This window comes from Aminobacter sp. MDW-2 (assembly GCF_014250155.1).
Classification (GTDB): domain Bacteria; phylum Pseudomonadota; class Alphaproteobacteria; order Rhizobiales; family Rhizobiaceae; genus Aminobacter; species Aminobacter ciceronei.
On record NZ_CP060197.1, the window covers coordinates 5,671,610 to 5,686,098 of the forward strand.

13 protein-coding genes are annotated in these 14,489 nt (G+C 63.0%); 3 read left to right on the plus strand and 10 right to left on the minus strand.

Annotated elements, in window-relative coordinates:
• Positions 1-212 precede the first annotated feature (212 nt).
• The 6 genes from H5P29_RS27940 to H5P29_RS27965 all read right to left on the minus strand — a co-directional run bounded on the left by H5P29_RS27940 (position 213) and on the right by H5P29_RS27965 (position 7,469).
• Positions 213-1,820 (minus strand): ABC transporter substrate-binding protein, encoded by a 1,608-nt coding sequence (locus H5P29_RS27940; protein WP_154386912.1) that lies wholly within the window; start codon positions 1,818-1,820, stop codon positions 213-215.
• A gap of 343 nt (positions 1,821-2,163) precedes the next feature.
• Positions 2,164-2,991, minus strand: coding sequence for an ABC transporter ATP-binding protein (locus H5P29_RS27945; RefSeq protein WP_067965486.1), 828 nt, complete (start codon positions 2,989-2,991; stop codon positions 2,164-2,166).
• Positions 2,988-3,839, minus strand: coding sequence for an ABC transporter ATP-binding protein (locus tag H5P29_RS27950; RefSeq protein WP_154386911.1), 852 nt, complete (start codon positions 3,837-3,839; stop codon positions 2,988-2,990). The genes H5P29_RS27945 and H5P29_RS27950 overlap by 4 nt, the downstream gene beginning before the upstream one ends.
• Before the next feature lies 1 nt (position 3,840).
• Entirely contained in the window at positions 3,841-4,749 is a 909-nt protein-coding gene (locus tag H5P29_RS27955) for an ABC transporter permease subunit (RefSeq protein WP_067965488.1), read from the minus strand.
• Between the two features lie 9 nt (positions 4,750-4,758).
• Positions 4,759-5,763: an ABC transporter permease subunit gene (locus tag H5P29_RS27960; RefSeq protein ID WP_154386910.1), complete on the minus strand. Its 1,005-nt coding sequence runs from the start codon at positions 5,761-5,763 to the stop codon at positions 4,759-4,761.
• 110 nt (positions 5,764-5,873) lie between these two features.
• Positions 5,874-7,469 carry an ABC transporter substrate-binding protein gene (locus H5P29_RS27965; protein WP_154386909.1) on the minus strand — a complete coding sequence of 532 codons (1,596 nt, stop codon included), beginning with the start codon at positions 7,467-7,469 and terminating at the stop codon, positions 5,874-5,876.
• 390 nt (positions 7,470-7,859) lie between these two features.
• Here H5P29_RS27965 and H5P29_RS27970 point away from each other — a divergent pair, with 390 nt between their 5' ends.
• Both H5P29_RS27970 and H5P29_RS27975 read left to right on the plus strand, forming a co-directional pair.
• Positions 7,860-8,426: a hypothetical protein gene (locus tag H5P29_RS27970; protein WP_185910429.1), complete on the plus strand. Its 567-nt coding sequence runs from the start codon at positions 7,860-7,862 to the stop codon at positions 8,424-8,426.
• 37 nt (positions 8,427-8,463) lie between these two features.
• Positions 8,464-10,233, plus strand: coding sequence for a long-chain fatty acid--CoA ligase (locus H5P29_RS27975; protein ID WP_210252532.1), 1,770 nt, complete (start codon positions 8,464-8,466; stop codon positions 10,231-10,233).
• A 140-nt stretch (positions 10,234-10,373) separates the two neighbouring features.
• Here the strand turns inward: H5P29_RS27975 and H5P29_RS27980 are convergent, their stop codons facing one another.
• From H5P29_RS27980 to H5P29_RS27990, 3 genes are all read right to left on the minus strand, one after another.
• Positions 10,374-11,003 (minus strand): HAD-IA family hydrolase, encoded by a 630-nt coding sequence (locus tag H5P29_RS27980; RefSeq protein WP_154386907.1) that lies wholly within the window; start codon positions 11,001-11,003, stop codon positions 10,374-10,376.
• 158 nt (positions 11,004-11,161) lie between these two features.
• Positions 11,162-11,941 carry a type I methionyl aminopeptidase gene (gene map / locus H5P29_RS27985; protein ID WP_154386906.1) on the minus strand — a complete coding sequence of 260 codons (780 nt, stop codon included), beginning with the start codon at positions 11,939-11,941 and terminating at the stop codon, positions 11,162-11,164.
• 1 nt (position 11,942) lies between these two features.
• Positions 11,943-12,149: a ParD-like family protein gene (locus H5P29_RS27990; RefSeq protein WP_154386905.1), complete on the minus strand. Its 207-nt coding sequence runs from the start codon at positions 12,147-12,149 to the stop codon at positions 11,943-11,945.
• 358 nt (positions 12,150-12,507) lie between these two features.
• Between H5P29_RS27990 and H5P29_RS27995 the strand changes: the two genes are divergently transcribed.
• Entirely contained in the window at positions 12,508-13,701 is a 1,194-nt protein-coding gene (locus tag H5P29_RS27995) for a TCR/Tet family MFS transporter (RefSeq protein WP_154386904.1), read from the plus strand.
• 316 nt (positions 13,702-14,017) lie between these two features.
• On the opposite strand, the gene H5P29_RS28000 is transcribed toward H5P29_RS27995, so the two are convergent.
• On the minus strand, positions 14,018-14,470 hold the full coding sequence (locus H5P29_RS28000; RefSeq protein WP_154386903.1) for a carbon monoxide dehydrogenase subunit G: 453 nt from the start codon (positions 14,468-14,470) through the stop codon (positions 14,018-14,020).
• Between the last annotated feature and the right edge of the window lie 19 nt (positions 14,471-14,489).

Genomic DNA, 14,489 nt, shown 5'->3' on the forward strand with positions numbered 1-14,489 from the left:
AAATTGCCCCCACCCCTAGCCCCCCACAAGGGGAAGGGGAATTCTGGGGTCGCCTGCCCCGTCAAGATGAACCGCGCGCCAAATGAAGGGCACGCGGCATCATGTCCCCTTACGCTCTGTGGGGAGGCGCAAGGGGTGGGGGTAGGTTCAGGCACTGCGACTTCCAGGGGCATGCTCAGTAACGGATCATCATCCCAGCTCAGGCGATGATGTCACGTTTCGACATAGGTGTCCGCCCAGTTCGAGACCGCCCAGCGCGGGTTGTTCGACACATTCTTCACCGTGTCGCGCGCGACGGTGATGAAGCCCCATTCGGCCACATTGATCAGCGGCAGGTCGGCCGCCACCTTCTTCTGGAACTGCTTGTAGAGCTCGATGCGCGCCGCCGGATCCAGCGTCTCCGCCGCCTTGGCGATCAGCGCGTCGAGTTCGTCGTTCTTGTAGCCGCCCTGGTTGGAGAAGGGCACACCGTCAGGAATACCCGACTGCACCAGGATCGTCGTCGAGATCGCCGGGTCGCCGCGGAACACCGGCGGGGCGACGGCGATGTCGAAGGCGTGCTCGGTGTAGACGGCCTTCTGGTGGGCGGCAGGATCGTTGTTGACGATCTCGGCATCGATGCCGACGGCGGCCAGCGCCTGGCGCAGATAGTCGCCGAACTGCCTGGTCTCGTTGAAATAAGGCGCCGGCAGAAGCTTGAGCGCAAAACGCTTGCCGTCATCCTTCTTCGGATAGCCGGCTTCATCCAGCAGTGCGTTCGCCTTGGCGACGTCGAAGCCATAGGTCGCAACATCAGGCGTGTAGAACTGCTTGTCGTTCTGCGGCACGATGCCGGTCGCCGGCTTGGCATAGCCCAGGAAGATCGTCTTGACGACGAAATCCTTGTCGATGGCATGGGCGATCGCCTGGCGCACCTTGAGGTCGGCCAGCTCCTTGCGGCGATGATTGATCTCGACCACCAGTTGGTAGGTCAACGCTTCGTAGCCTTCAGTGATGACCTTGATACCGGGAACCTTGGAGATGCGCTCGAGATCGGCCAACGGCACGGCAGAGAAAGCCGCAAGCTGGATCTCTTCCGCCTCCAGCGCGCCGGCGGCCGCGGCGCGGTCGGGCAGCACGCGATAGATGATCTCGTCGAGCTGAGGCTCGCCTTCGCCCCAGTATTTGTCGTAACGCTCCAGCCGGTAATATTCGCCCGCCTTGTGCTCGGCGAACTTGAAGGGTCCGGTGCCGATCGGCGCGTTATTGGCCGGGTTCTCGGCAATATCCTTGCCGTCATAGACATGATTCGGCACCACCGACGTAAGCGCCGGCAGCGCGTTCTTGATCAGTTGCAGCGGCGTCGGCTTGGAGAACTTGAACACGGCGGTGTTTGCGTCCGGCGTCTCCACCGCCTCCAGGTTCTTGAACACGACGCGGCCGAGATTCTGCAGCGGCTTCCAGACATTGAGTGCCGAAAACGCCACGTCGGCCGAGCTGAATGGCTGGCCGTCGTGCCAGGTCACGCCCTCGCGCAGCTTGAAGGTGACGGACAGGCCGTCGGCCGAACCTTCCCAGCTTGTCGCCAGCCGCGGCTCGAGCCCGTCCTCGCCGTCGAACGAGGCCTCGGCCAGCGGCTCGACAACCTTGCTCGACACGAAGAACACGCCGTTGGAGGCAACGATCGCCGGGTTCAGGTTGCGCGGCTCGGAATCGGCGGCGACCACCAGTCGCCCGCCCTTCCTGGCCTGGCTCCAGCCGATCGACGGCAGCGCCGTCGAGGCCAGCAGGAACGCCGACCCTGCCAGAATGTTGCGCCTCGAAATGTCAAATCCCGCCATTTCCGCCTCCAAGCCCTCGGCACGGCGACATTGCCGGCCCTCTGCTGCACACCTCCGAGAATCGGGACCGATCTTCGGAAAGGATCAAGCACCGATCCAGAATTCACAACGTCCTTTACGCGTCCAAGTGAGCGCGTGGCGCTGTAGTGATGATGGCCGGGATTATGATCCGGGAAAGCCTTTTTGCGAGAGACGAAATTGGCGTTTTGGGCCGCTGGCCCAAAACATTGTGCTACGTGCGCGGCCCATCAGTGCGAGAACAGGTCCGGAAAAGCTTCGGCCCGGAAACCGTTGTCGATTTCCGGGCCGAAGCAATGGTCGGTCAGTCATAGTCGCCAGCCGGTCAGGCGGCTTTCTTCCTGGCGAGGCGCGCGCGGATGCTCTCGACATCGGCACGCGGCGTCGCTGCAAACAGCGTCTTGGTGTAGCTGTGCTTAGGGTCGGCGAAGACCTCGTCGCGGCTGCCATATTCGACCGCCTCGCCAAAATACATCACCATCACCTCATCGGCGATGTAGCGCACCACCGAAAGGTCGTGGCTGATGAAGACGTAGGTCAGCTGGAATTCGTCCTGCAGGTCGGCGAGCAGGTTCAGCACCTGGGCCTGCACAGACAGATCGAGCGCCGACACCGGCTCGTCCAGCACCAGAAGCTTCGGGTTCAGCATCAGCGCACGCGCGATTGCGATGCGCTGGCGCTGGCCGCCCGAGAACATATGCGGATAGCGGTTGTAATGCTTCTCTTCGAGGCCGACCTTCTTCAGCAGCGTCATCGCCCGGTCGCGGCGTTCGTCGGCCGGCGTCTTGGTGTTGATGACCAGCGGCTCGGTCAGGATGTCGCCGATCTTCTGGCGCGGGTTGAGCGAGCCATAAGGGTTCTGGAACACGATCTGCACCTTGCGGCGCATCTCGGGCGTCAGGTCACCCTTGGCAATGTCGACGGTCTTGCCTTCGATCAACAGCTCGCCCGACGTCGCCGGGTCGATCAACGTCAGGATGCGGCCGAGCGTGGATTTGCCGCAGCCGCTTTCGCCGACGATCGCCAGCGTCTTGCCCTTCTCGACCTGGAAGCTCACGCCCTTGACGGCGTGAACGGTCTTGGCCTTCTTCAGAAAGCTGCCGGGCACGTGGTAGTCGCGCACGATATTGCGCGCTTCGAGAATGACGCTCATCGTGCAGCCCCTTCCACCTGGTCGTCGACGAAGAGTTCCGAAATCGTCGGCAGGCGATCCCCCGTCGCATTGTCCGGCAGTGCCGCCAGCAGCGCGCGCGTGTAGTTGCTCTTCGGGTTCTCGAACAGCGTCAGCACGTCGGCTTCTTCCATCTTGCGGCCCTTATACTGCACGACCACGCGGTCGGCAGTCTCGGCCACGACGCCCATGTTGTGGGTGATCATGATCAGGCCCATGCCATGGTCGGCCTGCAGCTTCATCAAGAGGTCGAGGATCTGCTTCTGGATCGTCACGTCGAGAGCGGTTGTCGGCTCGTCGGCGATGAGCAGCTTCGGATTGCAGGCAATGGCGATGGCGATCATCACGCGCTGGCACTGACCGCCGGACATTTGGTGCGGGTAGGAATTGAGACGCTCGGCCGGGTCTGGGATGCCGACAGCCTGGAACAGCTCGATCGCGCGCTTGCGGCGCGCAGCCTTGTCGAGGCCCATATGCACACGCAGCACTTCCTCGATCTGGAAGCCGACGGTGAAGCACGGGTTGAGGCTCGCCACCGGCTCCTGGAAGATCATGGCAATGTCCTTGCCGATAATCTTGCGCCGTTCGTTTGCCGGCATTCCGAGCAGGTCGCGGCCGTTGAAGGTCAGCTTGTCGGCGGTGACCTTGGCCGTCCAGGGCAGCAAGCCCATCGCCGCCAGCATCGACACCGACTTGCCCGAGCCGGACTCGCCGACGATGGCGAGAACCTCGCCCTCGTGGACCTTCATCGAGACGCCGTTGACGGCGCGGAAGGGACCGGAGGCCGTCTCGAACTCGACGACCAGGTTTTCGATTTCAAGAAGTGCCATCTCAGGACCTCTTCAGCTTGGGGTCGAGTGCGTCGCGCAGGCCATCGCCCATCAGGTTGATCGCCAGCACGGTGATCAGGATCGCCACGCCCGGAAGCGTCACCACCCACCACTTGCTCTGGATGAACTCGCGAGCCTCGGCCAGCATCGTGCCCCATTCCGGGGTCGGCGGCTGCGCGCCCATGCCGAGAAAGCCGAGTGCGGCGGCGTCGAGAATGGCTGAAGAAAACGACAGCGTCGCCTGGACGATCAGCGGTGCCATGCAGTTCGGCAGGATGGTCTTGAACATCAGGCGGGTATGGCCGGCACCGGCCACCTTGGCGGCGACGACGTAGTCGCGGGTCTTTTCGCTCATCACCGCCGCGCGTGCCAGGCGCACGAAATGCGGCTGGTAGACGAGCGAGATGGCGATCATCGCGTTGACCAGGCCCGGCCCGAGGATCGCCACCAGCACGAGTGCCAGCAGCAGCGACGGGAAGGCCAGGATGATGTCCATCACGCGCATGATGGCGGTATCGACCCAGCCACGGAAATAGCCGGCGATGACGCCGAAGACGACGCCGACGACCAGCGACAGCGCCGTCACGATGACGCCGACGAAGAGCGAGAACTGGGTGCCGTAGACCAGGCGCGAAAGCATGTCGCGGCCGACGGCGTCGGTGCCGAGCAGAAAGTCGGCGCGGCCGCCCTCCTGCCAGACCGGCGGAACCAGAACCGCGTCGCGATATTGCTGGGTCGGATCATGTGGCGCGATCAGCGGTGCGAAGATCGCCAAGAGCACGAGGAAGATGAAGAACACGAGGCCGATGACGGCACCGCGGTTTTCGGAGAAGTAGTACCAGAACTCGGCCAGTCGCGCCCGGCGGGACGGATCGGTCGAGACAGCACTGGTTGCAGCAGCTTGAGACATCGTGCCCTCCTAGTGCCGGATACGCGGGTTGATGAGGCCGTACATCAGGTCGACCGCAAGGTTCACCAGCATGATCACGGCAGCGATCATGAGCAGGCCACCCTGGATGACGGCGTAGTCGCGCCGCGACACGGAATCGACCATCCACTTGCCGATGCCCGGCCAGGAGAAGATCGTCTCGGTCAGGATCGCGCCGGCCAGCATCACGCCGACCTGCAGGCCGACTGTCGTGACGACCGGGATCATGGCGTTGCGGAGCGCATGGACGCCGACGACACGGAAGGTCGACAGGCCCTTGGCGCGCGCGGTCCGCACATAGTCCTCGGACAGCACCTCCAGCATCGCGGAGCGCGTCTGGCGCGCAATGACGGCGAGCGGAATGGTGCCCAGCACGATGGTCGGCAGGATCAGGTGGCTGACGGCCGACTTGAAGGCGCCTGCCTGGCCTGAAAGCAGCGAGTCGATCAGCATGAAGCCGGTGACGGGCGGGAAATAGAACATCAGCGAGATGCGACCGGAGACGGGCGTCCAGCCGAGCATGCCCGAAACAAGCATGATCAGCAGCAGGCCCCACCAGAAGATCGGCATCGAGAAGCCGACAAGGGCGGTGCCCATCATCGCCTGGTCGGCGAAGGAGCCGCGCTTGATCGCAGCGACGATGCCCGCGGGCACGCCGAGAACGATGGCGAAGACGATCGCGCAGAGCGAAAGCTCGACGGTCGCCGGGAACAGTTCGAAGAACTGGTCAACAACAGGCTTCTTGGTGACGATCGAGGTGCCGAAATCGCCGCGCACAACACCCCAGAGATAATCGAGATACTGGATGACGATGGGCCGGTCGAAGCCGAGCTGAGCGGAGATTTCCGCGTGGCGCTCCGGCGACATGACGCGTTCGCCGGAAAGCAGGGCGACAGGATCGCCGGGCAGAAGTCGGATGAATGAGAATGCGATGATGGAGACCCCGATGAATGTCGGGATCAGGACGGCGAGCCGTCCCAACAGGAACCGGAGCATGTCGAACCTTTAAGTGAATGTTCCGAGAAAAGGTAAGGGTAGCACAAAAAGTGCATTGGGGCGCTTGTGATCCAAGCGCCCCAACCCAAGGCTGGCCTGTTTAGGCAACCTTACTCCGTGATGTCAACACCGTCGAAAGCGAAGTCGCCGAGCGGGCTCTGGACGAAGCCTTCGACGCCCTTGCGCATCGGAACGATCGACAGCGAGTGGTCGATGGTTGCCCAGGGAGCGTCCTTCTTGAACACGACCTGCGCCTGCTCATAGAGCTTTGTGCGCTCGGCGATATCCGAGGTTTCCTTGGCCTTCGTCACCAGATCGTCGAACTCCTTGTTGCACCACTGGGCGCGGTTGTTGCCGCCGACAGCGTCGCAACCGAGCAGGGTGTCAAGGAAGTTGTCCGGATCGCCATTGTCGCCGGTCCAGCCGAGCATGACGGCGCCGTCACGATCCTTGGCCTTCGACTTGTCGAGGTACTCGGCCCACTCGTAGGAGACGATCTCGACCGTCACGCCAACCTTGGCGAAATCGGACTGGATCAGCTCCGCCGCGCGGCGGGCGTTGAGCATGTAGGGACGCGAAACCGGCATCGCCCAGACCTTCATCTTGAGGTCCTTGACGCCAGCGGCTTCAAGGCCCTTCTTCGATGCTTCCGGATCGTACTTGTCGTCTTCGACGGCCTTGTTATACGACCACATCGTCGGCGGGATCGGATTGGTTGCCGGCGTTGCAGCACCTTGGAACACGGCGTCGACGATGGCCTGCTTGTTGATGGCCTGGTTGAGCGCCTTGCGGACTTCCGGCTTGTCGAACGGAGCCTGGGTGGTGTTGTAGGCGAGGTAGGCGACGTTCAGGCCTTCCTGTTCCACGACCTTCAGGTTCGTATCGGCCTTCATCGCAGCCACGTCGGCAGCGTTCGGGAACGGCATCAGGTGGCATTCGCCGGCCTTCAGCTTCTGATAGCGAACCGATGCGTCAGGGGTGATCGCAAAGACCAGGTCGTCGATCTTCTGCTTGCCGCCCCAGTAATCCGGGTTGGCCTTGTAGCGGATGATGGCGTCCTGCTGGTAGGCGACGAAGGCGAACGGGCCAGTGCCGAGCGGCATCTGGTTCATCTGGTTCATCTTGCCGTCAGCCTGCAGCTTGTCGGCATACTCCTTCGACACGATCGATGCGAACGGCATCGCGATGTTGGCGAGGAACGGAGCCTCCTTGCGGGTCAGGGTGATCTTGACGGTCAGGTCGTCGACCTTCTCGACCGACTTGATCACTTCCGGGAAGCCCATGCCGGCAGCGTATTCCCACGAAGCGCCGGTCACGTACTTGTTCCAGGGATTGTCGGCCTTCAGCTGACGGTCGAACGAGAACACGACGTCGTCGGCGTTGAAGTCGCGGGTCGGCGTGAAGAACTCGGTGGTCTGGTACTTGACCCCCGGACGCAGCTTGAAGGTGTACTCGAGGCCGTCGTCGGAAACCGTGTAGCTCTCGGCCAGGCCCGGCTCGGTCTCGGTGGTGCCCTTCTTGAACTCAAGCAGGCGGTTATAGACGGTGTGCGCAGCGGCGTCGAAGGTCGTACCGGCGGTATAAAGGCCCGGATCGAAGCCTTCCGGCGAACCTTCCGAGCAGTAGACGAACGTCTTAGCGCTCGCCGCACCGCTGAGGACGGTTGCAGCCAGCAACGCGGCCGCAAAGGTCGTTTTTTTCAACATTGAACACTCCCTATGATTTTTCCCAAGCCCTACCCGTCAGGCTCGCAGGCGCGCATATAAGCACCGTTTATCCAGCTTTGGAACTCCCCGCCTACCTGCCCTTTGGTAAGCAGAATATTTTACCCACAGATGACTTCGAAATAGTCGAAAATTCGCAATTTCCATTGGCTGGCCAGCCATTTGCACTTCGCGTTAGATTCGACGGCGACAGGTTTTGTCATCGCGGCCGATGGCAATTGCGGCGCTGTTGCTGGACCGGGCCGATATAACTGCGAAACCTAAAATTCGTTCTGCGAGGTGACGTTGGGTGATACTTGCCGTTAACGTCAGGTGGCAATACAAACAACTACAACATGCCCCGACGCGGCACTGTTCTTGCGGCGCTGCGACGTGGACGAGGGCGAAAGCCGGCGGATCGTTGCCGCTGGAAACAAGAACAACAAGGGAGGATGCATTGGCCAAATCTACCGGCAAGGCGAGCACGGCGAAGTCCGCAACCACCATGGCGGCGGCCAAGCCAGCCGATACGACCAAGCCCGAAACCAAACCCGCAGCCAAGGCGACCCCCGCCAAGCTGGCACCTGCCAAGGCAGCGGCTCCAAAGCCGGCAAAGGCGGCCGCAGCGCCGAAGTCCGCGGCCCCAGTGAGCAAGCCGGCCGCCAAGCCGGCTCAGAAATCCGAAGCGAAGCCAGCCGCATCCAAGCCAGTAACCGCGAAGACCGAAGCCGTAGCGGCCAAGCCAAAGGCGGCAGCGCCAAAGCCTGTTGCAGCAAAGCCAGCGGCATCAAAGCCTGCGGCCGCGAAGCCCGCAACCAAGACCGAAGCCAAGCCAAAAGCCACAGCGCCGAAAGCGGCTGCAAAGGCCGCTCCGGCCAAGGCGAAAAGCGCCGCCAAACCTGCCGCATCGAAGATCGCGGCATCGGCGCCTGCGGTCGCCGCACCGACAAACGTTGCTGAAACGCCCAGGCCTGTTGCCAAGGCGAAGCCTGCTGCAATGTCAGCAGCGGCAAAACCTGCCGCCAAGGCTGCAGCAGCCCCCACCGCGAAGCCGGCGCCAGCAGCCAAGCCTGCGGCACCTGCCAAGGCAGCAGCGAGGTCCGGCGACAAGCCGTGGCTGAAGAGCTACCCGGCCAACGTTCCGGCCGAGATGCCGCCGCTCACATACAGCTCGATCGGCGATCTGTTGACCGAAGCCTGCCGCCAATATGCCGGCCGCCCGGCGTTTTCGTGCATGGGCAAATCGCTGAGCTATGGCGAGCTCGAGCGCATGTCGACGGCGTTCGGCGCATGGCTTCAGTCGAAGGGCCTCGCAAAGGGCGCCCGCGTCGCCATCATGATGCCGAACGTGCTGCAGTACCCGGTCGCCATGATGGCTGTCCTGCGCGCCGGCTACACTGTGGTGAACGTCAACCCGCTCTACACACCGCGCGAACTCGAGCACCAGCTCAAGGATTCCGGCGCCCAGGCCATCATCATCCTCGAAAACTTCGCCACCACGCTGCAGGCCGTCATCGCCAAGACCGAGGTCAAGCATGTCGTCGTGGCCTCGATGGGCGAGATGCTCGGCCTCAAGGGCCTCCTGGTCAATCTCGTCGTGCGCAAGGTCAAGAAGCTGGTGCCGGTCTGGTCGCTGCCCGGCCATGTCAAGTTCATGGCGGCGCTCAAGGAAGGTGCAGGCCTAAGCTTCAAGCCGGCCACTGTCGCTGCCTCCGACATCGCCTTCCTGCAATATACCGGCGGCACCACGGGCGTCTCAAAGGGCGCGATGCTGATCCACTCCAACGTGCTCGCCAACGTCGCCCAGTTGGCGCTGTGGGTGGAGGACGCCTACACGGTGCGTCCGAAGCCGCCGCACCTGACCTTCGTCTGTGCGCTGCCGCTCTATCATATCTTCGCGCTCACCGTGAACGCGCTGATGGGCATGCAGCAGGGCGCGCTCAACGTGCTGATCCCCAACCCGCGCGACATTCCCGGCTTCGTCAAGGAACTGGGCAAGTTCCAGTTCAACATCTTCCCCGGACTCAACACGCTGTTCAACGCGCTGACCAACAACGAGGACTTCCGCAAGCTCGATTTCTCGGGCCTGATCCTGTCGCTCGGCGGCGGCATGGCGGTTCAGCGGCCGGTGGCCGAGCGCTGGAAGAAGGCGACCGGCAACCACATCACCGAAGGTTATGGCCTGTCGGAAACCTCGCCGGTGGCGACCGCCAACAAGTGCTCGTCGCCCGACTTCACCGGCACCATCGGCCTGCCCCTGCCCTCGACCGACATCGCCATCCGCGACGAGAACGACAACGACATGCCGCTCGGCGAGGTCGGCGAGATCTGCATCAGGGGCCCGCAAGTCATGGCCGGCTACTGGAACCGCCCCGACGAGACCGCCAAGGTGATGACCTCGGACGGCTTCTTCAAGTCGGGTGACATGGGCTTCATGGACGAGCGCGGCTTCACCAAGATCGTCGACCGCAAGAAGGACATGATCCTGGTCTCGGGCTTCAACGTCTATCCCAATGAGCTCGAGGACGTCGTCGCCCAGCATCCCGGCGTGCTCGAGGTCGCCGCCGTCGGCGTGCCGGACGAGCATTCGGGCGAAGTGCCGAAGCTGTTCGTCGTGCGCAAGGATCCCGACCTCACTGTCGAGACGCTGATCGCCTACTGCCGCGAAAACCTGACCGGCTACAAGCGGCCCAAATACATCGAGTTCCGCACCGAACTGCCGAAGACCAATGTCGGCAAGATCCTACGGAGAGAACTCAGGGGCTGAGGCTCCGCTCGATCCGAACGACAACGGCCATCGTGGGAACACGGTGGCCGTTTTTTTGTGCCCCCGGCGGCTCGATGTGCCGATCGCATGCAAATCAGGGCGTATCGGTACATCAGGCGACCAGCAGTGCCGCAACCCGGTCAGCCGGTCAGCTTTGCAACCAGATCGGCATAGTCGTCAAACACCAGATCCGGCCCGTGGGCGCGCAAGGTGGCGCCTGCATTGTAGCCGAAGGTCACGGCGCCGGCCGCGATGCCTGCGCCTCGGGCCGCCTCGATGTCGCGAACCTCGTCGCCGATGGCGATGGCGCGCCGCCTGTCGGCGCCAATGCGCTTGATAACGGCCTTGAACATCGCGCTTTTGCCCCACAGCGACGCGCCGCACTGGAAGTGACTGACATGAGCCGCAGCCGGCCCAAGTGTCCGGCGAATGGTGTCTTCGTTGTTGGAACTGACGATGGCAACACTGATGTTGCTTGCGGCAAGGCTCGCAAGCATCGGCTCAACTCCGGGGAACAGTGCAACCGCATCGCCGCTTTCAGCGCTCAGCTTGCGCATGTGCATGGCTATGGCCGGCAGCTTCCATTTGGCGACGCCTAGGCGGGCAATGATCTCACGCGTTCCGAGCGCGCGCAATTCGTCGATCTCGTCCTCCGCCACCTCGCGAAAGCCAAACTGCCGCGCCGTCTGGTTGAGCACCGAGCAGAACCACGGAAAGCTGTCGGCCAGCGTTCCGTCATAGTCGAAGATCGCAAGGGAGAAGGAAGACATCGCACCGCCGCCGTAAACGCAGCGTCACTGCCCCAGTGTCGTTGCGGCGTCAATGCGGGCCGGTCCGGCATCGGCCCCGGTCACGCCGGCATAAATGGTTCCCTATTGATTCAGGCCCAGCCACCCGCCTACGTCCCCCGGCAGATGTCGACCAGCTATCACGCCCGGCCTGCCATCATCCGCGCCTCGTCGCGACGCAGCGTCAGCACTTCGACGCCGGTCGCGGTTACCGCGACCGTATGCTCGAACTGGGCCGAAAGCTTGCGGTCACCCGTCACCACGGTCCAGCCGTCGCTCTCGGTTGCAACCCTGCGAGTGCCCTGGTTGACCATCGGCTCTATGGTGAAGACCATGCCCTCGCGCAGTTCCAGGCCGGTTCCCGGGCGTCCGAAATTCAGCACCTGCGGCTCCTCGTGCATCTCGCGGCCGATGCCGTGGCCGCAATATTCCCGAACCACCGAATAGCCGTTCCGCTTGGCATGTCGCTCGATGGCGAAACCGATGTCGCCGAGATGCGCTCCGGGCCGGACCTGCCTGATGCCTTTCCACATCGCCTCCTGCGCCACCCGCACCAGCCGCGTCGCCGCCGGCGCGGCATTGCCGACGAGATAGGTCTTGCTCGAATCGGCGATGTAGCCGCCCTTTTCCAGCGTGATGTCGAAATTGACGATGTCGCCGTCGCGGATGATCTCGTGGCCGCCGGGCACACCGTGGCAGACGACATGGTTGATCGAACAGTTCAGCACATGCTTGAAGCCATACTGCCCCTTGCTCGCCGGACGCGCGGCGAGGTCGACGGTGATGAAGCGCTCGACAAGATCATTGACCTGCAAGGTCGACATGCCGGCCAGTTCCTGCCCGTCCAGCATCTCGAACACCGACGCCAGCATCCTGCCCGCGATCCGCATCAGCGCCAGCTCGTCCGGTGTCTTGACCATGTCAGGCGACCGCCAGGTCCCTGATATGCACTTGTGCTGCCGCAAACTGCATCCTGACGATCTCGTTGAACGACAGCGTCGGATTGGCCTCCGCCAGCATGCCGACCTTCATCCAGAACTCGGCCTGGGCATTGATCGACCGGCACATCACCGTGCTCGCCCGCCTGACTTCCTCATGCAGGTCCTCGTCGATTTTCACGATGCCCATGAATGTCTCCTGTAATGAATATACGCATCATATACGTTTCATATATTCTTAGGTCAATCGGACTCGGCGACATGAAGGCCAGCGAGGCACGTCGCAAGGGACACCCTTGCCCGGCGCCGTCACGTAACGTAAAGGGAACGTGTCGCGAAAAGCGACCGCTTCCCTTGATCCGCCCAGTGGCGGAGTAAACAGGTGGACGAATAGTCGTCCAGGCGGTCAAGCATAAGCACCCATGCCGTTTCGGGCGTGGGTCGCCAGCGTCTCCCGAAAATCATCCCGCCTGACATCGATCAGGCCCATCGAAAGCACCCCATCGGCGCCAGGCACCGCTGCACCCTTGCATCGATTGGAGTCCGCAATGAGCAAGCCGCTCATCGTTATCTTCGTTGCCATAGTCCTCGACGCCATCGGCATCGGGCTCATCTTTCCGATCCTGCCTGCGCTTTTGCGCGACGTCACCCATGCCGACAATGTCGCCGCCTATATCGGCGTCATGACGGCACTCTACGCCGCCATGCAGTTCGTCTTCGCTCCAGTCCTCGGTTCGCTGAGCGACCGGCTCGGCCGGCGCCCGGTGCTCTTGATCTCGCTCGCCGGGGCGGCGGTCAACTACCTGTTCCTGGCCATTGCCCCCAGACTCTGGATGCTGCTGCTCGGCCGCGCCATTGCCGGGCTGACCAGCGCCAACTTGTCGGTGGCGACTGCCTACATAACCGACATCTCCGCCGAGCATGAACGTGCCCGCCGCCTTGGCCTGTTCAACGCCATGTTCGGCATTGGCTTCATCATCGGGCCGGTGCTGGGTGGCGTGCTCGGCGACCACTGGCTGCGCCTGCCCTTCATCGCGGCAGCGGTGCTCAACGCCTGCAACCTCCTGCTGGCATTTTTCGTCCTGCCGGAATCGCGAGAACCCAGCCGGGCGAAGATCGACCTCGCCGCGCACAATCCGCTTAGGCCGCTGCGCTGGCTGTTTTCGATGAAGCACCTTTTGCCCATCATTTCCGTCTTCCTCATCTTCAGCGCCACCGGCGAGGCCTACGGCACCTCCTGGGCGCTGTGGGGCAGCGATGCCTTTCAGTGGAACGGGCTGTGGATCGGCCTGTCGCTGGGCAGCTTCGGCGTCTGCCAGGCGCTTGCCCAGGCTTTTCTACCCGGTCCCGCAGTCAGGCTGCTCGGCGAGCGCACCGCCATCCTCGTCGGCATCGCCTGCGCCTGCACTGCACTGGTCGTCATGGCATTCGCCACCGCGAGTTGGATGATCTTCGCCATCATGCCGCTCTTCGCCCTCGGCGGCATCGGCGTGCCCGCCCTTCAGTCGCTCGCCACCCGGCAGGTCGACGAGAGCCAGCAAGGCCAGTTCCAGGGCGTGCTCGCCTCGGCGCTCAGCCTCGCCTCGATCGCAGCCCCGCTCGCCTTCTCCAGCTTCTACTTTGTCGTCCGCGCCCAATGGCCCGGCGCGATCTGGCTCTCCGTCATCGCCCTCTACGCCCTCAGCGTGCCGCTGGTGCTTGGCCTGAGGTTTCGCGAGGCGGTGCCGGCAGCGGCGACGTGAAGCTGGTGGGTGGGTAGGGTGCGAGACGTGGAGGGCTTTTCCACGCTTTTCCTAGTTTTTCTGAACCGGAGCCGCCAAGCGCAACTCCCGCAGACCGCCTCGGTCTCATTCAACACCGCCGGGCTTTTCCTACTTGGAGGAAAAGTGCGCGCGGGCGACGCGACCAATCTCCCTCCTTGTGGGGGAGATGGCCGGCAGGCCAGAGGGGGTGCGAAGGATCGCGACGCCAAAGGTTGTCCTGGTAAAGAACGACCGCCAGCGCCACTGTCACCATTCCCCCGTGGACAGTCGCCAAGGGGAGAAGGAAAATTGCGCCTTACGCCCCCCCAACCTTCTCACCAAAGGTCGAGAAGAACTGGCCGGCCAGCTTCTTCGAAGTCGAGGTGATCAGGCGGCTGCCGAGTTGGGCGATCTTGCCGCCGACATCGGCCTTGGCCTCGTATTTGAGGATCGTCGAACCGGGCCCGTCCTCGGTCAGCGTCACGTCGGCGCCGCCCTTGGCGAAGCCGGCGATGCCGCCCTTGCCTTCGCCTTCGATGGTGTAGGAATGCGGCGGCTTGAGGTTCTTCAGCGTCACCTCGCCGGAAAAGGTCGCCTTGATCGGACCGATCTTGAGCACCACCTTGGCGGCCATCTCGGTCGGCGAGGTCATCTCCAGGCTCTCGCAGCCGGGAATGCTCTCCTTGAGCACATTGGGATCGTTGAGCGCCTTCCACACCACCTCGATGGGGGCGGCGATCTTTTCCTCGCCTTCGATCACCAGGGCCATGCGTTATCCTCCCGAATGC